Origin of the sequence: Streptomyces sp. NRRL B-24085 (assembly GCF_001282115.1) — a bacterium.
Classification (GTDB): Bacteria; Actinomycetota; Actinomycetes; order Streptomycetales; family Streptomycetaceae; genus Streptomyces.
The window spans coordinates 1-23,395 of sequence record NZ_LJBR01000403.1 but is presented as its reverse complement, the minus strand read 5'-3'; the positions used below and the strand labels follow the sequence as shown (position 1 = coordinate 23,395).

Genomic DNA, 23,395 nt, shown 5'->3' with positions numbered 1-23,395 from the left:
CGCTGACCTCAGGAGGAACTCGTGACACGGCATCTGATCTCGATCGACGACCTCACCGACACCGACCTGCACGCCCTCGTGGAACGTGGTGCAGCCTTCTCGGCCGGCACCGCGGGCCGCCCCGCCCCGCTCGCCGGGGACGTGGTGGGCGTCTACTTCAGCAAGACCTCCACCCGCACCCGCACCGCCTTCTCCAGCGGCGCGCTGCGGCTCGGCGCCCAGCTCGTCACCTACGGCCCCGGCGACCTCCAGCTCAACACCGGGGAGACCAGCGAGGACACCGGACGGGTCATGTCCCGGATGCTCGACGTGCTGGTCGCCCGCACCGCGGGCGACCCCGCCGAGATGCGGGCCTGGGCCGCCCAGGAGCGGATGGCCGTCGTCAACGCGATGTCCGCCGACGAGCACCCCACCCAGGCGCTCACCGATCTGACCACGCTGCACCGGCAGTTCGGCCGCGTCGAGGGCCTGCGGCTGCTCTACGTCGGGGAGGGCAACAACACCGCGTCGGCGCTGGCGCTCGCGCTGACCCGCTTCCCGGGCGCCGAGCTGGAACTGCGCACCCCGGCGGGGTACGGCCTGGCACAGCGGTTCCGCGAGCGTGCCGCCGAGCAGGCCGCCCGGTACGGCTCGGTGTTCCGTGAGCGGCACGACATGGCGGACCTGCCGGCCGACGTCGACGTCGTGTACACCACCCGCTGGCAGACCACCGGCACCAGCAAGCCCGACCCGGACTGGCGGACGCTGTTCGCGCCGTTCCAGGTGACCTCGGCGCTGTGGGAGAGCAGCCCGAAGGCCGTGTTCATGCACGACCTGCCCGCGCACCGCGGCGACGAGGTCACCGCCGAGGTCCTGGACGGGCCCGCGAGCATCGCCTTCGACCAGGCCGAGAACAAGATGCACAGCGCGATGGCGGTCCTGGAGTGGTGCAGGACATGACCCTGACCGAGGCCGCCGGTGCGGTGGCGGCCGACCCGCCGCTGCGCCGCAACCGCGACTTCCTGCTGCTGTGGTCGGGGGCGAGCCTGTCGTTCCTGGCCACCCGGGTCACCTCGGTGGCGTACCCGCTGATCGTGCTGTGGCACACCGGGTCGCCGCTGGCCATGTCGGTGGTCTCCACGGCCGCGCTGCTGCCGCTGCTGCTGGTGCAGTTGCCGGCCGGGGCGGTCGTGGACCGGTGGGACCGGCGGCGGGTGATGCTGGGCTGCGAGGCGGGCCGGATCGCGGCGGTCGGCAGCGTGGCCCTGTCCCTCGCGGCGGGCCGGCTGTCGGTGACGCACCTGGCGGCCGTGGCCTTCACGGAGGCGTCCCTCGCCGTGTTCTACCGGCTCGCCGAACGCGGTGCCGTGCGCAACCTGGTCCCGGCCTCCCAACTGCCCGCCGCCCTCGCCCAGAACGAGGCCCGGGGCCGGGCGGCGGGCCTGCTGGGCCAGCCCGCCGGGGTGCTGCTCCAGTCGGCGGGGCGCGCGCTGCCCTTCGCCTTCGGGGCGGTGGGCTACCTGGTCTCGGCGGTGAGCCTGCTGCTGATCCGCAAGCCGTTCCAGGAGCAGCGGCCCGACGGCACCCACCGTTCCTCCCGGCTCGCCGCTGAGGTCGCCGAAGGGCTGCGGTGGCTGTGGCGGCAGCGGTTCCTGCGGTCCGCCCTCGGATACGTCGCCGCCACCAACGTGCTGTTCCAGATGCTCGCGCTCGCCCTGGTCCTGCGGATCAAGGAGGCCGGGCTGCCCTCCCAGACCCTCGCCGTCGTGGTCGGCATCGGCGGGGTCGGCGGACTGTGCGGGGCGCTGGCGGGAGGCCGGATCCAGCGCCGGATCCCGCGGCAGCGCACGCTGCTCATCGCCGGCGCACTGTCCTGGGCCCTGCTCATCGGGGCGATGGGGCTCACCGGCAGCCCGGTGGCCCTGGGCGCCCTGTACGCCGGGACCGGTTTCGTCGGCGCGGTCTTCAACGTGGCCGCCGCCGTCTACCAGGTCCGCACCACGCCGGACGCCCTCCAGGGCCGGGTGGCCGCCGCCGCGGGCCTGATCGGCTCCGGCACCAACGCCGTCGGCTCCCTCGCCGGCGGCCTGCTCCTCGCCGCGTGGGGCGCCCTGCCCACCGTACGCACGATCGCCGGCGCGATGGCCGCGCTGGCCGTACTCGCCGCACTGGCACCGGATCTGAAGGGAGAGCTGACGGATGAAGCGACCGACAAGGACCGCGACCACTGAGCGCGAGGACCCCTGGCTGCGCCGCCACCCCCCGAGGCGCGCCGCCCGCCTGCGCCTCGTCTGCTTCCCCCACGCCGGCGGCAACGCCCAGCTCTTCCACACCTGGCCCGCCCGCCTTCCCGACGACGTGGAGCTGGTCGCCGTCCGCTACCCCGGCCGGCAGGAGCGGCTGGCCGAGCCCTGCGCCGAGGACATGACCACCCTGGTCGACGCCGTCACCGCGGCCCTGCTGCCCCTGCTGGACCGGCCCCTCGCCCTGTTCGGGCACAGCATGGGGTCCTCCGTCGCCTACGAGACCGCGCTGCGGCTGGAGGAGCGGCACGGGGTCGTGCCCCGGCACCTGTTCGTGTCCGCACGCTCCGCCCCGCACCGCGCCCGCCCCACCGGGCTGCACCTGCGCGGCGACGACGAACTCGTGGCCGGCGTACGGAGGCTGGGCTCGTTCGGCTCCGAGGTCTACGACATCCCGGAGCTGCGCGAACTGCTGCTGCCGGCCCTGCGATCCGACTACCGCCTCATCGAGAACTACCGGCCCGCGTCCCCGCCCCGCCGCACCCGGGCCCCGATCACCGCGCACCTCGGCACCGAGGACCCGGGCTGCGACCCCGACGACGTACTGGCCTGGGCCGATCTGACCCACACGGCCGGCTTCGCCCTGCGCACCTACCCGGGCGACCACTTCTACCTCGCCCAGCGGGAGGCCGAACTGGTCGCCGACCTCACCAAGGACCTGGAGGCATGACCCCATGACGACCCGCGACACGACCCGCGAGACCATCTGGACGCCGCTGGACCTCGAGTCCGAGGGCGTCGGCGGCGCCGACGAACTCCTCGCCCGGCTCCGGGAGATGGGCCCGGACGAGCTCGCCCGGCTGCTCACCCAGGAGAAGGGCCTGGTCTTCCGCGGCTTCGGGGTCACCCCCGACCGCCTGGACGAGGTCCTCGACCTGCTGCTGCCCAACCGCCTCGCCTACGTGCACGGCAACTCCCCGCGCACCAAGGTCGGCAGCAACGTCTACACCTCCACGGAGTACCCGCAGGAGTTCACCATCTCGATGCACAACGAGATGAGCTACGCCCACGCCTGGCCGGCCCGGCTCGCCTTCTACTGCCAGATCCAGCCGGGCAGCGGCGGCGCCACCCCGGCCGTCGACGCCGAGCTGTGGCTGGACTCCCTGGACGACGAGGTCCGCGCGGCCTTCGCCGGCGGGGTGCGGTACGTGCAGAACCTGCACGACGGCTACGGCCTCGGCAAGAGCTGGCAGGACACCTTCGAGACCACCAGCCGCGAGGAGGTCGAGGCCTTCCTCGACCCGACCGGCGCCGAGTGGCAGTGGAAGGCCGACGGCGGCATCCGGGTCACCTCGGTCCGGCCGGCCACCACCCGGCACCCGGTCACCGGCACCGAGACCTGGTTCAACCAGGCCGACCAGTGGCACCCGGCCGGGCTCGGCGACGACACCGCCGCCGCGCTCGCGCAGATCCTGCCCGAGGACGACCTGCCGCAGAACGTCACCTTCGCCGACGGCAGCCCCATCCCCGCCGAGTACGTCGTGCAGATCCGCGACCGCGGCCTGGAGCACGCCGTGGACGTCGACTGGCGCACCGGCGACCTGCTGCTGATCGACAACATCCTGCTCGCCCACGGCCGCCGCCCCTTCACAGGGGACCGCCGGGTCCTCGTGGCGATGTCGGACTGATCCCCGGCCGCCGACGCTCGACCCACCGACGAACGGACTGAGGCGATGACCGCCGCATACGAACAGCTCAGGGACCACGACGCGGTCCACATCTGGCGGGGGCGGGCGCCCGACACGCTCGCCCCCGGCGCCACCGACCTGCTGTCGGACGACGAGGCCGCGATGGTCCGGCGACTGCCGGAACCGGCCGCGGCACGGTACGCGGCGGCCCACGCGGCCGTGCGCCGGGTGCTCTCCGGCTACCTCGGCGTGCCCCCGCGCGAGGTGGTCCTCGGCCGCCGCCCGTGCCCGCGCTGCGCCCACCCCGAGCACGGCCGGCCCCGGATCGACTGGCCGCCCACCGAACTGGACTTCAACCTCTCGCGCTCCGGCCCGCACTGGCTGCTGGCCGTGGTCGTCGGCCACCAGGTGGGCGTCGACCTGGAGGACGACCGCACCCTGGACGTGGAGGGCGCGTCCCGGTTCGTGATGAGCGCCTCCGAGCTCGCCCACATCCTGTCCGCGCCCGGCGGCCCCGCCCGCACCCACGCCTTCTTCCGCTGCTGGACCCGCAAGGAGGCCGTGGTCAAGGCGGTCGGCGTCGGCATCATCACCGACCTCAGCGAGGTCGACGTACAGCCCGCGAAGGACGGCCCGGTCCTGGTCGCCCACACCGAGCCCACCGGCCCGGACAGCTGGGTGGTCGAGGACCTGCCGGTGGTCGACGGGGTGTTCGCGGCCCTGGCCCGGGAGGCGGGCGCCACCGGGCCGGTGGTGTTCCGGCGCTACGACCAGGACCTGGCAGAGGAGACACGGACGAGAGAGGTACTGGTCCCATGACCGCCATCGAGGACACGACCGCCGTCGGGGACACGACCGCCGTCGCGTACACGGCCGAGCCGGGCACTTCGGTGCACGACTACATCCGCGAGCACCGCGACAAGCTCCGCGCGGTCCTCGGCGAACGCGGCGCGATCCTGCTGCGCGGCTTCGAGGTCGGCGGCGTCGACGGCTTCGACGGAGTGGTGCGCGGCTTCTCCGGCAGCGCCCCGCTGACCTACGCCGAACGCTCCTCGCCGCGCTCCACCATCAAGGGCCAGGTCTACACGTCCACGGACTACCCGGCCGACGAGGAGATCTTCCTGCACAACGAGAACTCCTACCAGGCCGTCTGGCCCAACACCCTGTACTTCTACTGCATCGAGCCGGCCCTCACCCAGGGCGCGACCCCGCTCGCCGACATCCGCGAGGTGTACCGGGCCATCGATCCGGCGGTGCGCGAGGAGTTCGTGCGGCGCGGCGGCTGGCGGGTGGTGCGCAACTTCCACGCCGACTTCGGGGTGCCGTGGCAGGAGGCGTTCAACACCACCGACCGGGACGCGGTCGTGGGGTACTGCCGGGCCAAGGGCATCACCGCCGAGTGGCGGGCCGAGGGCGGTCTGCGTACGACGGCCATCCGGCCCGTGGTGCACACCCACCCCGGCTCCGGCGAGGAGGTGTGGTTCAACCACGCCACCTTCTGGCATGTCACCTCGCTGGCCCCGGAGGTCCAGGAGGGGCTGCGGGAGATCTTCGACGACGAGGACCTGCCCACCAACACCTACTACGGTGACGGCGGCCGGATCCCCGACGAGACCGTGGCCCATCTGCGCGCCGCCTACCGCTCGGCGACCACCCGCTTCGACTGGCAGCGCGACGACGTCCTGATCGTCGACAACATGCTGGCCGCCCACGGCCGTGAGCCGTTCACCGGCCCGCGGAAGATCGCGGTCGCGATGGCGGAGGTGTACGACCCCGCGGCCTGATTTTTTTGTGCCCGAACGACGGTTGGTCGCCCCCCAAGTCGGGGGCGACCGGCCGTCGTTTCACGTGAAACATGCCCCGGACGGCCGCAGCGGACGGCCGGTCGGTGCAACACGACGGCCGGGCCGCCCTGCGAGAGGCGGTCCGGCCGTCGTTCCGCCCGGGGGCCCCGGGGTGGGCCCGCGAGCGGGGTGGCGCCGACCGGGACGGGGGAGGTACCGATCGGCGCCGGTCAAGGGGTCACTCCCGCATGCCGGCCAGTTCCACCGCCCGGCGCCGCATGGCCAGCCCGGCCGGGGCCACGGAGAACACCACCGCGAGCACGGCACACGCCCCCACGGTCACCCCGAGCTCCGCCCACGGCATCTCCACCGGGCTCCACACCGACAGCAGACCGAGCGCGCTCCACATGCCCGCCAGGTTGAGTCCGGCGACCAGGAGTCCGAGCACTCCGCCGACCACGACGACCATCAGGGCCTCGCCGGCGACCAGCCGCAGCACCTGCCACTGGGTGGCCCCGGCCAGCCGCAGCACGGCCAGGTCGCGCACCCGGTCGGAAGTCGCCATGACCATCGTGTTGGCCAGGGAGATCCCGGTATAGAGAAGAGCGATCCCGAGGACCAGCATGAAGCCGTACCGGGTGGTCCGGTTGGTCTCGGGGTAACTGGCCCGCACCCACTGGTCCTTGGTGAAGACGTGCCCGCCCGTCTCGGCGAGCGCGGCGGCCACGGCGGCCCGGTCACCACCGTCGGCCACGGTCACGTCGACGCGGTCGACGCTCGCGCCGGGGGCGTTGGCGGGGGTGACGTAGGCGCCGTTGTTGCCGGTGCCGGTCGTCATCACCGCGGCGATCCGCAGCGACTTCTTCGTGCCGTCCCCGAGCCACACGTCGACGCGCTGACCGACGGTGTGCTTCTCCCACTCCTCGTTGACGATGATCGAGCCGTCGTCGAGGTCGGTCACCTTCCCGGCGGCCAGCGGCAAGTGCACGGTTGCGGCGAGTGGGCCCGCCTCCGCCGCGCGGGCCTCGGACTTGATGAGGGCCACCCCCTCCTCCAGGACGTACACGGCACTCGACGAGGTGGCCGAGACCACGGCGCCCTTGACCGCCCTGAGCTTCCGCACGGTGCCCGCGTCGAACCCGGCGTCCCCGGCCGGGGTGACGACGAAGGAGGCCGCCGTCTGCTCACGGGTCTCGGTGGCCTTCGCCTCGTTCAGCGTGGCCGTGGCGCCCAGCAGCGAGCCCGCGAGGGCCACGGTGACCAGGACGGGGGCGGCGACGGCCGCCGTGCGGCGGATGCCCGCGGCCGCGTTCTCCCGCACCAGCATCCCGCCCGCACCGGGCAGTTGGGCCGGCAGCCAGGCGATCAGCCGGGTGAGCGGCCGCACCAGGATCGGCGCGAGCAGCGCGATCGCGGTGATCAGCAGCATCGGACGGCTCACATACGTCTTGCGGTGCAGCAGCTCGCCGGGGTCGGAGACCAGGGCGAGCCCCAGCGTCACCGCCGCGGTCAGCAGCAGCCCGGCCCCGAACAGCCAGCGGCCCCACGTCATCGCCTTGGTGTCCACGGAGGCCTCGCGCAGCGCCTGGGTGGGCCCGGTGCGGCCGGCCCGCCAGGACGCGGCGATCACGCCGAGCAGCGCGACGAGCAGACCGGTCCAGAAGGCCATGTGGTACGGCCAGGTGAAGTCGCCGATGGTGAACCACTGAGGAGCGAGACCGCCGTCGACCACCCACGCGGCCAGCTTCGGGGCGCCGTACGCGCCGAGCACACAGCCCGCCGCCGACGCCAGCACGCCGACCACCAGGGCCTCCGCGAACACCATCCGCCGGACCTGGCCGGGGGTGGCGCCCGCCGTGCGCAGCAGACCGAACTCCCGGCGCCGCTGGGCGACCGCGAAGGCGAACGTCGACGCCACCACGAACACCGACACGAACGCGGTGACCCCGCCGGCCGTGCCGAACATGGCGTTCATCGCTGTGAGCGCCTCGCTGTCGCGGTCCGGATCGGCGTCGGCGAGACGGCGGTCGGTGCCGGTGAGGACCTGGAGGTCCTGGCCGGCGACGGCCGCGCGGACCTCCGCCGCGTCCGCCCTGACCACCAACTGCGTGCTCTTCGGCGCCAGTCCGGCGGCCTGGGCGTCGGTCCAGAAGACGGCGTCCTCGAAGCCGCGCGAGGCGACGGTGCCGACCACCGTCACGGTGCCGCGGTCGGTCCTGACGCGCTCACCGGGCCGCGCCCAGTCGCCGCTGACGACGACCTCGCCGGCAGCGCGCGGAGCACGGCCCGCGTCGATCGCGTACGGCGCGAAGGCGGCCGTGGACCAGGGGTGCCCGACCAGGTCGCCGGGGCCCTTCGCGGCCCGCACCGGGAAGGACCGGTCCTCGACGACCGGGCCGAGCCGCCGCAGGCGCTCCACGGTCTCCTCGGGCACCGCGCGCGGGTGGGCGAGCTTCTGGGTGCGATCGCCGATCGAGGTCGGCACCGACAGGGTGTCCTGCCCCTGGACGACGACCGGTGCCGTGGCGAACCGCTCCGGCTGCCGCTCCGGCGCGTCCAGGGAGGAGGCGAGGGCCAGACCCATCACCGCGAGCAGGGCGACACCCAGCGAGAGCGCGACGAAGCTGCCGACGAAGGTGACCCAGCGGGTGCGCAGGGTGCGCAGGGCGACGCTCAGCACGGCACGGCCTCCAGCTTGGTCATGCGTGCGGCGATGTCGTCCGCGCTCGCGCCGACCAGCTCGCCGTTGACGCGGCCGTCGACGAGGAAGACCACGCGGTCGGCGTAGGAGGCGGCCACCGGGTCGTGGGTGACCATGATGATCGTCTGGCCCTCGCGGTCGACCATGGAGCGCAGCAGGGCCAGCACCTCACGGCTGGTCTGCGAGTCCAGGGCGCCGGTCGGCTCGTCGCCGAACAGGACCTCGGGGCGGGTGATCAGCGCGCGGGCCAGGGCGACGCGCTGCTGCTGGCCGCCGGACATCTCGGTCGGCCGGTGCCGGGCGCGGTCGCCGAGACCGACCTGCTGGAGCACCTCGCGGACCCGGGCCTTCGCGACCCGCTTGCCGGCCAGGCGCAGCGGCAGGGCGACGTTCTGCTCGGCGGTCAGCGAGGGCAGCAGGTTGAACGCCTGGAAGACGAACCCGATGCGCTCGCGGCGCAGCAGCGTCAGCTTGGTCTCACTGAGCTTGGTCAGCTCGGTGCCGCCCACCGAGACCGAACCCGAGGTGGGCCGGTCCAGTCCCGCGGCGCACTGCAGCAGGGTCGACTTGCCGGAACCGGAGGGGCCCATGACGGCGGTGAAGGTGGCCCGCGGGAAGGAGAGGGAGACCTGGTCGAGGGCCGTCACGGCGCTGTCGCCCGACCCGTAGCTCCTGCTGACGGAACGCAACTGGATGGCGTCGTTGTTCATCTGTCCCAACTCGTTCGGTGTCGGTCCTCCCGCGCGCCTGGGCGGGACGGAGGGTTCGGGGCTCGGGGAGCCGGCGCCGGCACGGCCATTGTGGGCGGGGCCGGGGCGCCGGGTCCGGTGTTGCGCGTGGCAGGTGGCTGCCGTGGCAAGAGGCTGCGCGGGCCGCCGCCGGGGCGCTGTCACCCGGGTCCGGCGGGGCCGATGACGTAGCCGATGAGCACGAACGCGGGGGCCCACACCGCGCTGCTGACCACGGACCACAGCAGATAGCGGCGCAGGGGCATGCGCAGCGCGCCGCACAGGGTCGGCACCAGGGTCCGCAGCACCGCGGTGAAGCGGCCGACGAACACCGCGCCGGCGCCCCGGCGTTCGATGAGCCCGAGGGCCCGCTCGGTGTACCGGCGCCGGCTCGCCCGGGCCTTGAGCGGTGCCAGCACCCGGCCGGTCCAGCGCCGCCCGACCGCGTATCCGGCCAGGTTGCCGAGGACCGCCCCGGTCAGCGCGGTGAGCAGCGCCGCCTCGACCGTCACGTGGCCCTGCCAGGCGAGCATCCCGCCCAGCACGACCGCCGTCTGCCCCGGCAGCAGCACGCCGATCACCGGCAGGGCCGCCTCCAGCGCGGGCAGCAGCAGCACCACGGCGAGGATGCCGACACCGCCGTGCGCCGCCATCTGCTCCGCCAGCCAAGCCGTCATCCGGGTGCCGCCTCTCTCGTCCTCACGGTGACTCCACGAAACCGCGTGGGGACCCTCGGGCGCAGTGCGGCAGGGACGAGACTTGGGGTAGGGCTGGGCATACCCACCGGGCTCGGGCGGGCTCACCGGGAGCTTCCCGTGGAGGTCACGGTGGGGGTCACCGCGGGGGAGCGGGTCAACTCGCCCAGCGGGCGCCCCGACGGGCGCGGGAGCAGGCTCAGCCCGTCGCCGTCAGCCGCCTGTCGGAGCTCGTGCCGGCGGTCTCGGTCACCGCCGCCAGGCGGACCAGTTCGTGGAAGCGGTACCGCGGACGGCCCTCCGCGTCGATGCCCGCCATCTCCAGCAGCGCGCCCTCGACCAGCCGTTCCAGCAGTTCCTCGGCCGTGTCCTCGGACAGCCCGGCCTCCACCCCGGCCTCGGCCGCGGTGAACGTGCCGCCGGCGGGCGACGCCAGCGCACCCGCGAGGTCCCGCTCACCGTGCGGCCGGGACCGCAGCGCCGACCCGAGGACGCGGCTCACGTCCAGGTCGCCGGTGCGCAGCTCGCCGAGGCGCAGCGCGGGGTCGGCGAGCCGCCGGGCCAGCCGGGCCGCCGGCCGGTGCGGCCGGGCGGCGAGCCGTATCCCGGCGGCGCGCAATGCCAGCGGCAGCCCGGCGCAGGCCCGCACGATCACGTCGGCCGCCTCCGGCTCGACCACGATCCGGCTGTTCCCGGCGATCGCCGCGAGCAGCGCGAGGGAGTCCGAGGACCTCATCGGCTCCAGCACGACGGTGCGTGAACCGGGCACGGCCGTGAGCCGGTTGCGGCTCGTCACCAGCACCGCCGCGTCCGTGGTGGCCGGCAGCAGTGCGTCGAGCTGGAGCTCGTTGGCCGCGTCGTCCAGCAGGATCAGGAGCCTGCGGCCCGCCGTCCGGGTGCGATAGCGGTGGATGAGGTCGTCCAGCCGGTCCGGGGCGTCCGGCGCCGCCATGTCCTCGCTGCGTTCCCCGAGCGCCCGCAGCAGCCGTACGAGCACCTCGGCGGAGTCCTTGACCGTGCCGTCCTCGTTCCGCAGCCGGGCGTGCAGCAGCCCGTCGGGGAACTCCCCGGCCACGGCGTGCGCCACCTGGAGGGCGAGGGCGGTCTTGCCGACCCCGGCCATCCCGGTGATCAGCAGCCGCCGCGGGCGGAAGGCCGAGGAGCGGCCCGCCGGCGCCAGCCGCGCGCACAGCTCGGCGAACTCGCCCTGCCGGCCGGTGAAGTCGGCGGTCGCGGGCGGCACCATGACGGGCGGCGACACCACGGACACCGGCCCGCCGGCGGGCGGCTGCGGGAGCAGGCTCAACTCCCCGCTGAGCACCGCCTGGTAGGTGGCCGTCAGGTCGGGCCCCGGGTCCACCCCGAGTTCCTCGGCGAGCACCCCGCGCCCCTCGTGGAAGACCCGCAGCGCCTCGGCCTGCCGCCCGCACCGGTACAGGGACGTCATCAACTGGGCGCGCAGCCGCTCCCGTACCGGGAACTCGGCGACCAACCCGGTCAGTTCGGAGACGACCCGCTGGTGCCGGCCCAGGGTCAGGTCCGCCTCGATGCGGTGCTCCAGGGTGCTGGTGCGGGCCTCCTCCAGGCGCGGCAGCTCCGCCTCGGCCAGATGGGGCGTCACATTGGCCAGCGCCGGGCCCCGCCACAGCTCCAGCGCTTGCCGCAGGGTCTCGGCCGCGTCCTCGAACCGCCGCTCCTCCAGCGCCCGCCGGCCCAGCCGGTCCAGCCGCTCGTACTCCAGGACGTCGACATGGGCGCCGGCCGCCGTCAACTGGTAGCCGGGCTGGCGCCGGACCAGGTCGACACCGGGGCCCAGCAGTTTTCGCAGCCGGGATATGTAGGTGTAGATCTGCGCGTTCATGGTGGCGGGCGGACTCCACCCCCACAGCAGTTCGCTCAGCCGTCCGTCGCTCACCACCCGTCCCCGGGCGAGCAGCAGTACGGCGAGAACGGTGTGCACCTTGGAGCCGGACAGCGCGATGCGCCGGGCCCCCTCTCTCGCCTCCACCGGTCCGAGAAGCTGGAATTCCACGTGTGACTCCCCCATCTCGTGCGGCCACGGCCCGTGGAGCGGCCCGGCCGGCGCGGAACGCCGAAGCGTTGTCCTTTGGCCATTGTTCGCACCGCACGTTGGCGGAATTGTGCCTTCAATTTGGCAGCAGGCTGCCGTGGCAAGAGCCTGCGAGCGGCCGCCCGTGACCCGTCGTGGGGCGGCCGAGATCGTCGTACGACGTCCCGCGCGGCCCTGCGGCGGACCCGCGCCCCCGCGCTGACCTGGCCGGATCCCGTCGCTCCCGGCACCCGGGGTAGGGCTGGCCCTACCCCGGGTGCCGGGCCCTGGACCCATGGCAGGCCGCCCGGCCGCCCTTCTACGGTGATCCCATGCACCCTCGGAATGTGTGGCAGGCCATGTCCCGGCCGGGCTTCCTGCTGTCGGCGTGGCCCTGGCGCTCGGTCTGCTACCTGCTGACCGGCGCGGTCACCGGTGTCCTCGCCCTGCTCGGGCTGGTGACGCTGGCGGCCGTCGGCGGGGCGCTGGCCATAGTGCTCGTCGGGCTGCCGCTGCTCGTCGTGCTGGCCCTCGCCGGCCTGCCGGTGGCCTGGGTGGAACGGCGCAGGCTCGGCCTGGTCGACCTCGACCCGGCACCGGACCCGCACCAGCCGCCGCCCGCCGAGGGACTGGTGTCCTGGCTGACGACCCGGCTGAAGGAACAGGTCACCTGGCGGGAGCTCGCGTACACCGTGCTCTTCGCCGGTCTGCTGTGGCCGCTGGACGCGCTGGTGTTCACGGTCGCGCTGCTCTTCCCGGTCTCCATGGCCGCCACCCCGCTGCTCATGGCCACCGTCGGCGAGGGCCGTGAGGCGAAGGTGCTCAAGCAGTGGACGGTCACCACCTGGCCGACGGCCTTCGGGGTCGCCGTGCTCGGCCTGCTGCTGCTGGCCCTCGGCGCCTACGTCCTCGGCGTCGCGGCCGGTGCCCGCGCCGAACTGACCCGGCTGCTGATCGCCGACCGGGACGGCGACCTGGGCGCCCGGGTCGTCGAACTCAGCCGCTCCCGGGTGCGGTTGGTGGACGCCTTCGAGGCGGAGCGCCGGCGCATCGAACGCGATCTGCACGACGGCGCCCAGCAGCGCCTGGTCGCCCTGACGATGACCCTGGGCCTGGCCCGTCTCGACGCCCCGCCGGGACCCCTCGCCGACCAGCTCGCCAAGGCCCACGACGAGGCCGGCAAGGCCCTCGCGGAACTGCGCGAACTCATCCACGGCATCCACCCGAAGGTGCTGGCGGACTACGGCCTCGGGGCGGCCGTGGCCGACGCCGCCGACCGCTCCGTGGTCCCCGTCGACGTGGACCTCCCGCTGCCGGGACGGTTCGAACAGGCGGTGGAGGCGGCCGCGTACTTCGTGGTCTGCGAGGCCCTCGCCAACATCGCCAAGCACAGCGGGGCGAGCCGCGCCCAGGTGCGCGGCGGGTACTCGGGCGGGCGGCTGGTCCTCGAGGTGCGCGACGACGGCCGCGGCGGCGCCGACGCCTCGGCGGGCAGCGGACTGACCGGACTCGCGGACCGGGTGTCCGTCCTGGATGGCAGACTCTCCCTGTCCAGCCCGCCGGGCGGACCGACCCTATTGCGTGTGGAGTTCCCTTGCGAGGTGACCGAGTTGAGCGAGGCGGCCGATCGCTTCGCGTAGTCCTGGCCGAGGACAGCGTGCTGCTGCGCGAGGGCCTCATAGGCCTGCTCGGCCGCTGCGGCCACGAGGTCGTGGCGGCCGTCGGCGACGCCCAGGCGCTGATCGCGGCGGTCGAGGAGCACGGCCCGGACATCGTGGTCACCGACGTCCGCATGCCGCCCGGCTTCCAGGACGAGGGCCTGCACGCGGCGGTCCGCCTGCGGGAGAGCCGCCCGGCCCTGCCGGTGCTGGTGCTCAGCCAGTACGTGCAGCGGACGTACGCCTCCGAACTCCTCGACTCCGGCGACGGCACGGGCGTCGGCTACCTGCTCAAGGACCGTGTCGGCCAGGTCGAGGAGTTCGTCGACGCGCTCGCCGAGGTCGCCGACGGCGGCACGGTCGTGGACCCCGAGGTCGTACGGCAGTTGCTGCGCCGGCGACGCGATCCGCTGGAGCGGCTCACCCCGCGCGAGCGGGAGGTGCTGGCGCTGATAGCGGAGGGCAAGTCCAACGGCGCCATCGCCCGCGAACTCGTCGTCTCCGAGGCCGCGGTGGGCAAGCACATCGGCGGCATCCTGACGAAGCTGGACCTGCCACCGGCGGACGAGACCCACCGGCGGGTGCTGGCGGTCCTGGCGTATTTGCGGGCGTGACCAAGTCAGGTCCGGGCCCGGTCCGCCACGTATAGCTGCGGCATGCAGACGGCATAGAGCCTCCACGTCTTCTGGGCCACGCCCCGGCGAATCCCCGCCGGGGCGTCCCCGTGCCCGGAGGAAGAGCCCATGCGCAGTCGTCTCGCCGCGCCTCTGTTCACCGCCGCCCTCGCCGTGACCGCCGTCCTGGTGCCGGCCTCCACCGCCCAGGCCGCCCCCGCCGACAAGGCCGCCGTGCTCAGCAGCTGGACCCAGACCGACGCGAGCAGCTACAACGCCTTCTTCGCGGCCCGCGCCAACCAGGGCGCCTGGAGCGCGTACGGCTTCGACTGGTCGACCGACTCCTGCACGACCTCCCCCGACAACCCCTTCGGCTTCCCGTTCGCGAACGCCTGCGTCCGTCATGACTTCGGCTACGGCAACTACGAGGCGGCCGGCACCTTCGACGCCAACAAGGCCCGCCTGGACAACGCCTTCTACGCCGACCTCAAGCGCGTGTGCGCCACGTACTCGGGCGTGAAGAAGGCGTCGTGCGACGCGACCGCGTGGACGTACTACCAGGCGGTCGACAAGCTGGGCTGAGCACCGGGACGGCCTGTGCGCCACCGTGGGGTTGTCCACAGGGTCTGACGCGTTTCGGCTGGTGGTTGTACGGTCGGCACGAGTTGATGATCCTGCGAGACACGGGGGAGGCGGTCGCGGTGACCGAAGCCGAAGCGGAGACCACGGCCGGGGCGCGGGCGAACGGGGCGTCGGCCGGCACGTCCCCCGACGCGTCGGCCGGGGCCCGGCGGCCCCTTGTGCGCGGCTTCGCCCGGTGGCCCGTCGAGGGCTCGCCCAAGAAGAAGGGCAAGGCGCTGCGGGAGAGCGTCCCGCGCAGTGCCCACGCGGCGCTCGACCTCGACATCGCCCGGCCCGGCGCGGTCGACGCGGTGGAGGAGTCGAACCGGGGCCGCCTGCCCGAGCTCACACCGATACGGGTGGGCCGGATGGCGGCCACACCGTTCGCGTTCCTGCGCGGCTCGGCCGGCCTCATGGCGTACGACCTCGCCCGCACCCCGATGACCAGGATCCGCGCCCAGATCTGCGGCGACGCGCACGCGGCGAACTTCGGCCTGTACGGCGACGCCCGCGGCGGCCTGGTCATCGACCTGAACGACTTCGACGAGACGGTCCACGGCCCCTGGGAGTGGGACCTCAAGCGGCTCGCCGCCTCCCTGGTCCTCGCGGGCCGGGAGACCGGCGCCGACGAGGACACCTGCCGCGCGGCGGCGCACGGGGCGGTGGGCGCCTACCGGCGCACCATGCGGCTGCTCGCCAAGCTCCCGGTGCTGGACGCGTGGAACGCCATCGCCGACGAGGAACTCGTCTCGCACACCGACGCCCACGACCTGGTCGGCACCCTGGAGCGGGTCTCCGCGAAGGCGCGCGCCAACACCAGCGGGCGCTTCGCGGCACGCTCCACGGAGCTCACGGAGGACGGCGGCCGGCGCTTCGTGGACGCCCCGCCGGTGCTGCGCCGGGTGCCCGACGAGGAGGCCGCGGCGGTGGCCGCCTCGCTGGAGCACTACCTGACCACGCTCTCCGAGGACCGCCACCCGCTGCTGGCCCGGCACGCGGTGCACGACGTGGCGTTCCGCGTCGTCGGCACCGGCAGCGTCGGCACCCGCTCCTACGTCGTGCTGCTGCTGGACCACCGCGGCGAACCGCTGGTCCTCCAGGTCAAGGAGGCGCGGGCCTCGGCCCTCCTGCCGCACCTGGCCACCGCGGGCTTCGACGCCCCGTCGGTCGACCACGAGGGCCGCCGGGTGGTCCTCGGGCAGAAGCGGATGCAGGTGGTCAGCGACAGCCTGCTGGGCTGGACGACCGTCGAGGGCCGCCCCTTCCAGGTCCGCCAGTTCCGCAACCGCAAGGGCAGCGTCGACCCGGCCGCCCTCTCCGCCGACCAGATAGACGACTACGGCCGGATGACCGGCGCCCTCCTCGCCCGCGCCCACTCGCACAGCGCCGACCCTCGCCTCATCGCCGGCTACTGCGGCAAGAACGACGAGCTCGACGAGGCCGTCGCCACCTTCGCCGTCACCTACGCCGACCGCACGGAGGCGGACCACGCCGAACTGGTGACGGCGGTCCGCACGGGGAGGGTGGCGGCGGAGACGGGGGTGTGAGGAGGCCACGGGGCCCCTTGGGCAGGCGCTGCTGCACTCACCCCAGGGGCGCGGGGAACCGCGCGACCAGCCCCGACGCCACCCGCACCCGCCCGACCACCTGACCCGGCACCCCGTACCGCGCCCCCCTCGCTCCGACACGGTTACGCTGTCCGGATGACGTCCCCGGAGACCGACCCCCACGGCACCGCCGCCGCAGACGCAGGCACCGCGCGGCTGGAGCGGGCCGTGCGGGCCGCGGAGCAGGCGCTCATCGAGTACGAGATCGCGGTGGAGACCTTCCGCATCGAGGTGGAGAACTTCTCCCGCCTGCACCACCAGAAGCTCGGCCCCATGTACACCCGCCTCGACGAGCTGGACGCGCAGATCGCGGAGATCCGGGCCGCCCGCAGCGGCGACCCCGAGGACCTGCGCAGGGCGGAGGAGGCCCGGGCCCGCGTGCTGCCGATGCCCGGCGTCGAGGAGCTGTTCCACGGCTGGATGGACGGGGAGGGCCTGTTCCCGGAGGCCGCCGCGATGCTCACCGACCAGCCGGTGCGGCCCCCGCAGCGGGTGCGTCCCAGCGACGAGGCGCGCAAGCTCTACCGTGAGCTCGCCCGCAAGGCCCACCCGGACCTGGCCCAGGACGACACCGAGCGGGCGCGCCGCGAGGAGTTCATCACCCGGGTCAACGGCGCCTACTCCCGCGGCGACGAACCCCTCCTGCGCGAACTGTCCGAGGAGTGGGCCGCCGGTCCCAAGCCGCCGGAGCAGGGCCCCACCCCCAGCGATGAGCTCTACGCCCGCCTCGAATGGCTCGCCCAGCGCAAGGAACTGCTGACGGTGGTCGCCCGGGAGCTGGAGGAGAGCGCGATCGGTTCGATGCTCCGGATGGCACCGGACGACCCGGACCGCCTCCTGGAGGAGATCGCCGAGAAGCTCCTGGCCGACGTCTCCACGCGCGAGGCGGAGCTCGCGGAGCTGCTCGCGCAGGAGTGACCGGCCGCGCCCCCGGGACGTCGGGTAGCGTCGGCCTCATGAATTTCGGTGCTGGTGTGCCCACGGTCCAGGTCACGGACCTCAAGGACGACGATTTCCTGCTGGACGTCCGGGAGGACGACGAGTGGCAGGCCGGTCATGCCGAAGGGGCGCTGCACATCCCCATCAGTGAGTTCGTGGCCCGCTACGGCGAGCTGACCGAGGCCGCCCCGCAGGACGCCCGCGTCCATGTGATCTGCCGGTCCGGCGGCCGCTCGGCCCAGGTCACCATGTACCTGGCCCAGCAGGGCGTCGACGCCGCGAACGTCGACGGCGGGATGCAGTCGTGGGCCGAGGCGGGCCGCCCCGTGGTGACCGACGACGGCCGGCCGGGCTTCGTGCTCTAGCGATCCGCGATCCGCGGCCCGCGGTCCCCGGTCTGCGGCGGGCCCGGGTGGCGGGCGCTCAGCCGTTCCCGCCACCCCGGGGTTCCGGTCGTGACGGCTTGCGCGGTGGGCCCGCTCGTCGGCCGGCCGCCGGGCGGGGCACCGCAACGCCGTCTCAGCCCAGGGGATGCGCCGCCAGCAGCTCCCCCAGCGCCTCCTCGTGCGCCGCCGCCGGACCGAGCGACAGCTCCAGGTGCTTGGCCCAGGCGTGGTACCGGTGCAGCGGGTAGTCGACATCGGCGCCGAATCCGCCGTGCAGATGCTGTGCCGTCTGCACCACCCGCCGTACCCCCTCCGACGCCCAGATCTTCGCCACGGCCACGTCCCCCGCGACCGGCAGCGCCCCCCGCGCCCCCGAGGCGAGCCGCCAGGCGGCCTGCCACAGCGTGACCTCCATCGCGCGCAGGTCGATGTAACGGTCGGCGGCCTGCACCGCCACCGCCTGGAAGGTGGCGACCGGGAACCCGAACTGCACCCGCTGACCGGTGTACTCGCTGGTCATCCGCAGCACCCGCTCGCTCAGTCCGAGCGCCAGCGCACAGGTCCCCGTGGTCAGCAGGTCCCGCAGCCACTCCCACGCGCCCTCGACGTCGATCACGTCCCGGGCGGCGATCCCCACCGACTCCAGCCGCAGCTCGCCCAGCCGCTCCCCGCTGGTGGAGAACTGCTCGCCGAGCGCGACCCCCTCATGGACCCGGGGCACCAGCGCGAGCACGGTCCGGCCCCCGGCCGTGTGCGCCGGTACGACGACGAAGTCCGCGTCGTACGCCCACGGCACCGCCGTCTGCACCCCGTCCAGGATCCAGCCGGCCTCCTCCCCCTCCTCCCGCCGCGCGGTGACGGCGAGTTCGGCCGGATCATGCCCGGTGCGGCCGCTCGAGGCGACGGTCAGCACGATCTCCCCGCGCCCGGCCCGCTCCAGCAGCGCCCCCCTCAACTCCGGGCCGCCGTAGGCCTGTACGGCCGCCATGGCCGCGCTGTTCTCCAGCAGGGGAACCCGCGCCAGCACCTTCGCCGACTCGCGCAGCACCAGGCACAGGGCGACGGCGTCCAGCCCCGCCCCGCCGTACTCCTGATCCGACAGCAGGCTCAGCAGGTCCGCGTCGGCGAGCCTGGCCCACAGGGCGCGGTCGAACTCGTCGGCCACAGCACCCGTGGTCAGCGCCGGAGACGGCACCGCGTCCGGCGCGACGCCGGCGAACACCCCCCGCGCCGCCTCGGCCGCCGCCTGCTGCTCCTCACTGAAGGTGAAGTCCACGGTCCCTGTCCTTCCGACGGATCGGCAGATGGGGTCGGCAGATCGAGCTCGATCTGACGGTCCGTCAAGATAGAACAGGTTCTAGAAGAAGGGAACGGGCAGCGGACGAGGGGGTCAGCCGGCTTTGGGTGTTCTCCGACAGTCGGGGTTCCGGCAGCCCCTCACCTGTCGAAGTCCAGCTCCACCTTCTCCGTCACCGGATGGGACTGGCACGCCAGCACATAGCCCGCCTCGGTCTCCTCCGGCTCCAGCGCGAAGTTGCGCTCCATGCGCACCTCCCCGGACACCAGGAAGGCCCGGCAGGTTCCGCACACCCCGCCCTTGCAGGCGTAAGGCGCGTCGGACCGGTTGCGCAGCACCGTCTCCAGCAGCGACTCGCCGTCCTGGACGGGCCAGCTCCCGGCGCGTCCGTCCAGCCGGGCGGTCACCGTGCTGTGCGCGGGCGCGGGAACCGGCTGCACCGGGGCGGCCCCCGCGTCCACGTGGAAGATCTCCTCGTGGATCCGGGCACGGGCGACCCCGAGCTCACGCAACGCCCGCTCCGCCCCCTGCACCAGTCCGAACGGCCCGCACAGGAACCACCCCGCCACCCGGTCCACCGGCAGCAGCGCGGGCAGCAGCCCGGTCAGCCGCTGCCGGTCGAGCCGCCCGGAGGGCAGCCCCGCCTGCTGCTCCTCCCGGGAGAGCACCGTGACCAGCTGGAACCGCTCGGGGTGGCGGTCCTTCAGGTCGGCGACCTCCTCCAGGAACATTGTTGACGCGGACGTACGGTCGCTGCGGATCAGACAGAACCGGGCCCCCGGCTCACGCGCCAGCAGTGTCGACACGATCGACAGCACCGGGGTGATACCGCTGCCGCCGACGATCGCCGCGTACAGACCGGGCGCCGGGTCGAGGGTGAACCGGCCCGCCGGCGTCATCACCTCCAGCTCGTCGCCGACGTTGATCTCCTTGAGCGCGTACGTCGAGAAGGCACCGCCCTCCACCAGCCGCACGCCGACCCGCAGTTCGCGCGGTCCCTCGCCGTCCGGGGCCGGGGAGCAGATGGAGTAGGTCCGGCGTATCTCCTTGCCGTCGGCCGTGCGGCGCAGGGCGAGATGCTGTCCGGCGGCGTGCCGGAACTCCTCGCGCAGCTCGGGCGGCACGGTGAGGGTCAGGGCCACGGAGTCGTCGGTGAGCCGGTCGACCGCGGCCACCGGGAGCGGGTGGAAGCGGGCCATCACAACTCCTTGAAGTGGTCGAACGGTTCACGGCAGTCCAGGCACCGCCGCAGCGCCTTGCACGCGGTGGAGGAGAACCGGCTGAGCAGTTCGGTGTCGGCGGAACCGCAGTGCGGGCACACGACGGCCTCGAGCTCCGCGTCGCGTGTCCGCGTCGGGCCCAGTCCCACCGGAACCGGACCGGCCGCCGTCACACGCGGTGGCGCTATGCCGAACTCGCGCAGCTTGCGGCGTCCTTCGGCCGTGATGTCGTCGGTCGACCAGGCGGGCGCGAGCACCGTGCGGACGGTGACCTCCCGCACGCCGTGCTCGTGCAGCACCCGCTCTATGTCCCGGGACATCGCCTCGATCGCCGGGCAGCCGGTGTACGTCGGGGTCAGTTCGACCTCGACCGAGTCCGACCCCCGGGCATGCACCGCGCGCAGCACACCCAGCTCGCGCAGGGTGAGCACGGGCAGTTCGGGGTCGGGCACCGAGCCGGCGAGTGCGAACAGCTCGCTCTCCAGCGGGGTGAGCGTCACCATGACGCCCCCGGGTGACTGCGGTGCAGGTGCTGCATCTCGGCGAGCATCCGGCCGAAGGACTCGGTGTGCAGGCCCTGCCGTCCCGCCCCCGCGGCCCACGCGCCCGAGCGCGGTCCTTCGGGCACGCTCAGGGTGGCCCGGCGCAGGACGTCCTCCACGGACGCCAGCCAGGCGGCCTCCAGACGCTCCTCGTCGACGTCCACCCCCTCCACCGGCTGGAACATCTCGCCGGAGAACCGCCACAGCGCCGCGCAGGCCCGCCGCATCCGCGCGTGGCTCTCCTCGGTGCCGTCGCCGAGCCGCAGGGTCCACTGCTCGGCGTGGTCGCGGTGGTAGGCGACCTCCTTGACGGTCTTGGCGGCCAGCGGGGCGAAGGGGCCGTCGCCCGCCGCCAGTTCGGTGTGGAGCAGGTGCTGGTAGGTGGAGAAGAAGAGCTGGCGGACGATGGTGTGCGCGAAGTCGCCGTTCGGTTGCTCCACGAGCTGGAGGTTGCGGAAGGCGCGCTCCTCGCGCAGATACGCCAGCTCGTCCTCGTCACCGGCCATGGACAGCAGCACCCGGGCCTGGCCGAGCAGGTCGAGGGCGATGTTGGCGAGGGCGACCTCCTCCTCCAGGACGGGGGCGTGGCCCGCCCACTCGCCGAGGCGGTGCGACAGCACCAGCGCGTCGTCGCCCAGGGCGAGGGCGGCCGCCGCGGGAACCGGGGTGGACCGGGGCGCGGCGGTCCCGGCCGCCGTCTCGGGCGCGGTCACAGGTGCTTCACCCCTTCCGGGATCTCGTAGAACGTCGGGTGCCGGTACGGCTTGTCGGCGGCGGGCTCGAAGAACGGGTCCTTCTCGTCGGGCGAGGAGGCCGTGACCGCGGACGAGGGCACCACCCAGATCGAGACGCCTTCGCCGCGCCGGGTGTACAGGTCCCGTGCGTTGCGCAGGGCGAGCTCGGCGTCCGGGGCGTGCAGGCTGCCGGCGTGGGTGTGGGAGAGGCCGCGGCGCGAGCGCACGAAGACCTCCCACAGGGGCCAGTCGGTGGTCGTCATGCGCGTGCCGCTCCTGTCTCGCCGGTGTGCTTCGCCGCCGTGTGCTTGTCCGCCGTGTGCCTGTCCGCCGTGTGCCTGTCCGCGCTGTGCTTCGCCGCGTGGGCCGCGGCCGCCTCCCGCACCCAGGCGCCCTCGTCGTGCGCCCGCCGGCGCTGGGTGATCCGCTGTTCGTTGCACGGTCCGTTGCCCTTGAGGACCTCCTTGAACTCCGTCCAGTCGATCGGGCCGAAGTCGTGGTGCCCCCGCTCCTCGTTCCACCGCAGCTCCGGGTCGGGGAGCGTGAGGCCCAGGGACTCGGCCTGGGGGACGCAGATGTCGACGAAACGCTGGCGCAGCTCGTCGTTGGAATGGCGCTTGATCTTCCAGGCCATCGACTGCGCGGAGTGCGCGGACTCGTCGTCGGGCGGGCCGAACATCATCAGGGACGGCCACCACCAGCGGTCCACGGCGTCCTGGGCCATGGCGTGCTGCTCGGGCGTGCCCTTGCTCAGGGCCAGCAGCAGTTCGTACCCCTGGCGCTGGTGGAAGGACTCCTCCTTGCAGATGCGGACCATCGCGCGCGCGTACGGGCCGTAGGAGCAGCGGCACAGGGGGACCTGGTTGGTGATCGCGGCGCCGTCCACCAGCCAGCCGATGGCGCCGACGTCCGCCCAGGTCAGGGTGGGGTAGTTGAAGATCGAGGAGTACTTCTGACGCCCGGAGTGGAGCTTGTCGAGGAGCTCGTCGCGGCCGGTGCCGAGCGTCTCCGCCGCGCTGTAGAGGTACAGGCCGTGCCCCGCCTCGTCCTGGACCTTGGCCATCAGGATGGCCTTGCGGCGCAGGGACGGCGCGCGCGTGATCCAGTTCGCCTCCGGCTGCATGCCGATGATCTCGGAGTGGGCGTGCTGCGCGATCTGGCGCACCAGGGTCGCGCGATAGGCGTCGGGCATCCAGTCACGCGGCTCGATCCGCTCGTCGGCGGCCACCGCGGCGTCGAAGACCCTCTGGTACGCGGTGGTGTCGCCGACGGCGCCCGCAGCGCCGTACGTCTGTGTGCTCGCCGTCTGTTGCGCGGCTGCTGTCGCCATGAGGCCCCCTCGACCTGGGCTCCGCCGGAACCTGCTCCCGACCGATCGTTCGGTTCGTGCGATTCCATGGTGTGCCGGGCGCCGTAAGGTGTCAACCGCTGTGGAAAACCCACACGGCAGCCTGTGGAAAACCGAGGCCGTAGTGAGAACGGCCACGGCCGGGCCGTTCGGAAGGGGCTGTGCGGGGCGGTCGGGGCTGAGTACCGTGCCGTGCAGCCACCGCGGCGGCGAGGCGGGTGCGGGCGCCGGCCACGGGGCGCCGCCGCCTTCCGCGGCCGGGCGGCGGTGGACGGACCGGAATCGGGAACGGGGCGGAATGGACGCGTACGACGGAGGCTCGGACGCCCGGCGGCGACCGGGCGCCCCGAGCGGGCCGGACGGACCGGGCGGTGCCCCCGAGCCGGGCGGTGCCCCCGAGCCGGAGCCTTCCGGCGGACCGGACGTGCCGGGTGGGCCGGACGTGCCCGGTGAGCCGGACGTGCCGGACGACTCGCTCACCGAGCCGCGGGAGTCGGCACCCGCGTCGAAGAGCCGGCCCTCACCCCCGGCGGCCCCGCCCGTCGGCGGACGGGGATCGGC

The 23,395-nt window shown here is 73.8% G+C and carries 22 protein-coding genes and 1 pseudogene; 13 read left to right on the top strand and 10 right to left on the bottom strand.

All coding sequences use genetic code 11. From position 1 onward, the window contains the following. The first annotated feature begins 21 nt into the window (after positions 1–21). The 6 genes from AOJ26_RS34755 to AOJ26_RS34730 are packed head-to-tail and all read left to right on the top strand — an operon-like array spanning position 22 to position 5,694. Complete coding sequence (locus AOJ26_RS34755) at positions 22–939, top strand: ornithine carbamoyltransferase (RefSeq protein WP_053852353.1); 918 nt, start codon at positions 22–24, stop codon at positions 937–939. Further along, positions 936–2,210: an MFS transporter gene (locus AOJ26_RS34750; protein WP_053852352.1), complete on the top strand. Its 1,275-nt coding sequence runs from the start codon at positions 936–938 to the stop codon at positions 2,208–2,210. The genes AOJ26_RS34755 and AOJ26_RS34750 overlap by 4 nt, the downstream gene beginning before the upstream one ends. Beyond that, positions 2,179–2,952 (top strand): thioesterase II family protein, encoded by a 774-nt coding sequence (locus AOJ26_RS34745; RefSeq protein ID WP_053852351.1) that lies wholly within the window; start codon positions 2,179–2,181, stop codon positions 2,950–2,952. Before AOJ26_RS34750 ends, AOJ26_RS34745 begins: the two co-directional genes overlap by 32 nt. A 4-nt stretch (positions 2,953–2,956) precedes the next feature. Further along, a complete protein-coding gene (locus tag AOJ26_RS34740) occupies positions 2,957–3,910 on the top strand; it encodes a TauD/TfdA family dioxygenase (RefSeq protein ID WP_053852350.1) in 954 nt (317 codons plus the stop codon). A gap of 45 nt (positions 3,911–3,955) precedes the next feature. Then, the gene (locus tag AOJ26_RS34735; protein WP_053852349.1) at positions 3,956–4,729 is read left to right on the top strand and encodes a 4'-phosphopantetheinyl transferase family protein; all 774 of its coding nucleotides are present in this window, start codon (positions 3,956–3,958) and stop codon (positions 4,727–4,729) included. Next, positions 4,726–5,694 carry a TauD/TfdA family dioxygenase gene (locus AOJ26_RS34730; RefSeq protein WP_078960143.1) on the top strand — a complete coding sequence of 323 codons (969 nt, stop codon included), beginning with the start codon at positions 4,726–4,728 and terminating at the stop codon, positions 5,692–5,694. Before AOJ26_RS34735 ends, AOJ26_RS34730 begins: the two co-directional genes overlap by 4 nt. A gap of 238 nt (positions 5,695–5,932) precedes the next feature. Here AOJ26_RS34730 and AOJ26_RS34725 read toward each other — a convergent pair whose 3' ends face one another. The 4 genes from AOJ26_RS34725 to AOJ26_RS34710 all read right to left on the bottom strand — a co-directional run bounded on the left by AOJ26_RS34725 (position 5,933) and on the right by AOJ26_RS34710 (position 11,850). Then, on the bottom strand, positions 5,933–8,374 hold the full coding sequence (locus AOJ26_RS34725) for an ABC transporter permease (RefSeq protein ID WP_053852348.1): 2,442 nt from the start codon (positions 8,372–8,374) through the stop codon (positions 5,933–5,935). Next, positions 8,368–9,105 carry an ABC transporter ATP-binding protein gene (locus AOJ26_RS34720; protein ID WP_053852347.1) on the bottom strand — a complete coding sequence of 246 codons (738 nt, stop codon included), beginning with the start codon at positions 9,103–9,105 and terminating at the stop codon, positions 8,368–8,370. Before AOJ26_RS34720 ends, AOJ26_RS34725 begins: the two co-directional genes overlap by 7 nt. 179 nt (positions 9,106–9,284) lie before the next feature. After that, the gene (locus tag AOJ26_RS34715; protein WP_053852346.1) at positions 9,285–9,800 is read right to left on the bottom strand and encodes a DedA family protein; all 516 of its coding nucleotides are present in this window, start codon (positions 9,798–9,800) and stop codon (positions 9,285–9,287) included. Positions 9,801–10,017: 217 nt separating this feature from the next. Then, on the bottom strand, positions 10,018–11,850 hold the full coding sequence (locus tag AOJ26_RS34710; RefSeq protein ID WP_306300077.1) for an AfsR/SARP family transcriptional regulator: 1,833 nt from the start codon (positions 11,848–11,850) through the stop codon (positions 10,018–10,020). A gap of 377 nt (positions 11,851–12,227) precedes the next feature. On the opposite strand from AOJ26_RS34710, the gene AOJ26_RS34705 reads away from it, so the two are divergent. The 6 genes from AOJ26_RS34705 to AOJ26_RS34680 all read left to right on the top strand — a co-directional run bounded on the left by AOJ26_RS34705 (position 12,228) and on the right by AOJ26_RS34680 (position 17,672). Next, the gene (locus tag AOJ26_RS34705; RefSeq protein ID WP_053852344.1) at positions 12,228–13,508 is read left to right on the top strand and encodes a sensor histidine kinase; all 1,281 of its coding nucleotides are present in this window, start codon (positions 12,228–12,230) and stop codon (positions 13,506–13,508) included. 17 nt (positions 13,509–13,525) lie between these two features. Beyond that, complete coding sequence (locus AOJ26_RS34700; RefSeq protein WP_234358747.1) at positions 13,526–14,140, top strand: LuxR C-terminal-related transcriptional regulator; 615 nt, start codon at positions 13,526–13,528, stop codon at positions 14,138–14,140. 129 nt (positions 14,141–14,269) lie between these two features. Further along, a complete protein-coding gene (locus AOJ26_RS34695) occupies positions 14,270–14,722 on the top strand; it encodes a phospholipase (protein ID WP_053852342.1) in 453 nt (150 codons plus the stop codon). 86 nt (positions 14,723–14,808) lie between these two features. Next, on the top strand, positions 14,809–16,308 hold the full coding sequence (locus AOJ26_RS34690; RefSeq protein WP_053852341.1) for a DUF2252 domain-containing protein: 1,500 nt from the start codon (positions 14,809–14,811) through the stop codon (positions 16,306–16,308). Between the two features lie 156 nt (positions 16,309–16,464). Beyond that, entirely contained in the window at positions 16,465–17,286 is an 822-nt protein-coding gene (locus AOJ26_RS34685; protein ID WP_053852340.1) for a J domain-containing protein, read from the top strand. A gap of 56 nt (positions 17,287–17,342) precedes the next feature. Beyond that, positions 17,343–17,672, top strand: a complete 330-nt coding sequence (locus tag AOJ26_RS34680) for a rhodanese-like domain-containing protein (protein ID WP_053852339.1) — start codon at positions 17,343–17,345, stop codon at positions 17,670–17,672. A gap of 154 nt (positions 17,673–17,826) precedes the next feature. Here AOJ26_RS34680 and AOJ26_RS34675 read toward each other — a convergent pair whose 3' ends face one another. The 6 genes from AOJ26_RS34675 to paaA form a co-directional block, all read right to left on the bottom strand. After that, positions 17,827–18,969 (bottom strand): acyl-CoA dehydrogenase family protein, encoded by a 1,143-nt coding sequence (locus AOJ26_RS34675; protein ID WP_053852338.1) that lies wholly within the window; start codon positions 18,967–18,969, stop codon positions 17,827–17,829. A gap of 161 nt (positions 18,970–19,130) precedes the next feature. After that, positions 19,131–20,189, bottom strand: a complete 1,059-nt coding sequence (locus AOJ26_RS34670; RefSeq protein WP_053852337.1) for a 2Fe-2S iron-sulfur cluster-binding protein — start codon at positions 20,187–20,189, stop codon at positions 19,131–19,133. Further along, the gene (paaD, locus tag AOJ26_RS34665; RefSeq protein ID WP_053852336.1) at positions 20,189–20,713 is read right to left on the bottom strand and encodes a 1,2-phenylacetyl-CoA epoxidase subunit PaaD; all 525 of its coding nucleotides are present in this window, start codon (positions 20,711–20,713) and stop codon (positions 20,189–20,191) included. Before paaD ends, AOJ26_RS34670 begins: the two co-directional genes overlap by 1 nt. Then, complete coding sequence (gene paaC / locus AOJ26_RS34660; RefSeq protein WP_053852335.1) at positions 20,707–21,465, bottom strand: 1,2-phenylacetyl-CoA epoxidase subunit PaaC; 759 nt, start codon at positions 21,463–21,465, stop codon at positions 20,707–20,709. The genes paaD and paaC overlap by 7 nt, the downstream gene beginning before the upstream one ends. After that, positions 21,462–21,749 (bottom strand): 1,2-phenylacetyl-CoA epoxidase subunit PaaB, encoded by a 288-nt coding sequence (paaB, locus tag AOJ26_RS34655; protein ID WP_053852334.1) that lies wholly within the window; start codon positions 21,747–21,749, stop codon positions 21,462–21,464. The genes paaC and paaB overlap by 4 nt, the downstream gene beginning before the upstream one ends. Beyond that, positions 21,746–22,816: a 1,2-phenylacetyl-CoA epoxidase subunit PaaA gene (gene paaA, locus AOJ26_RS34650; protein ID WP_053852333.1), complete on the bottom strand. Its 1,071-nt coding sequence runs from the start codon at positions 22,814–22,816 to the stop codon at positions 21,746–21,748. The genes paaB and paaA overlap by 4 nt, the downstream gene beginning before the upstream one ends. A 316-nt stretch (positions 22,817–23,132) precedes the next feature. Here paaA and AOJ26_RS44680 point away from each other — a divergent pair. Continuing rightward, positions 23,133–23,395 (top strand): annotated as a pseudogene (locus tag AOJ26_RS44680) (hypothetical protein); the annotation flags it as partial.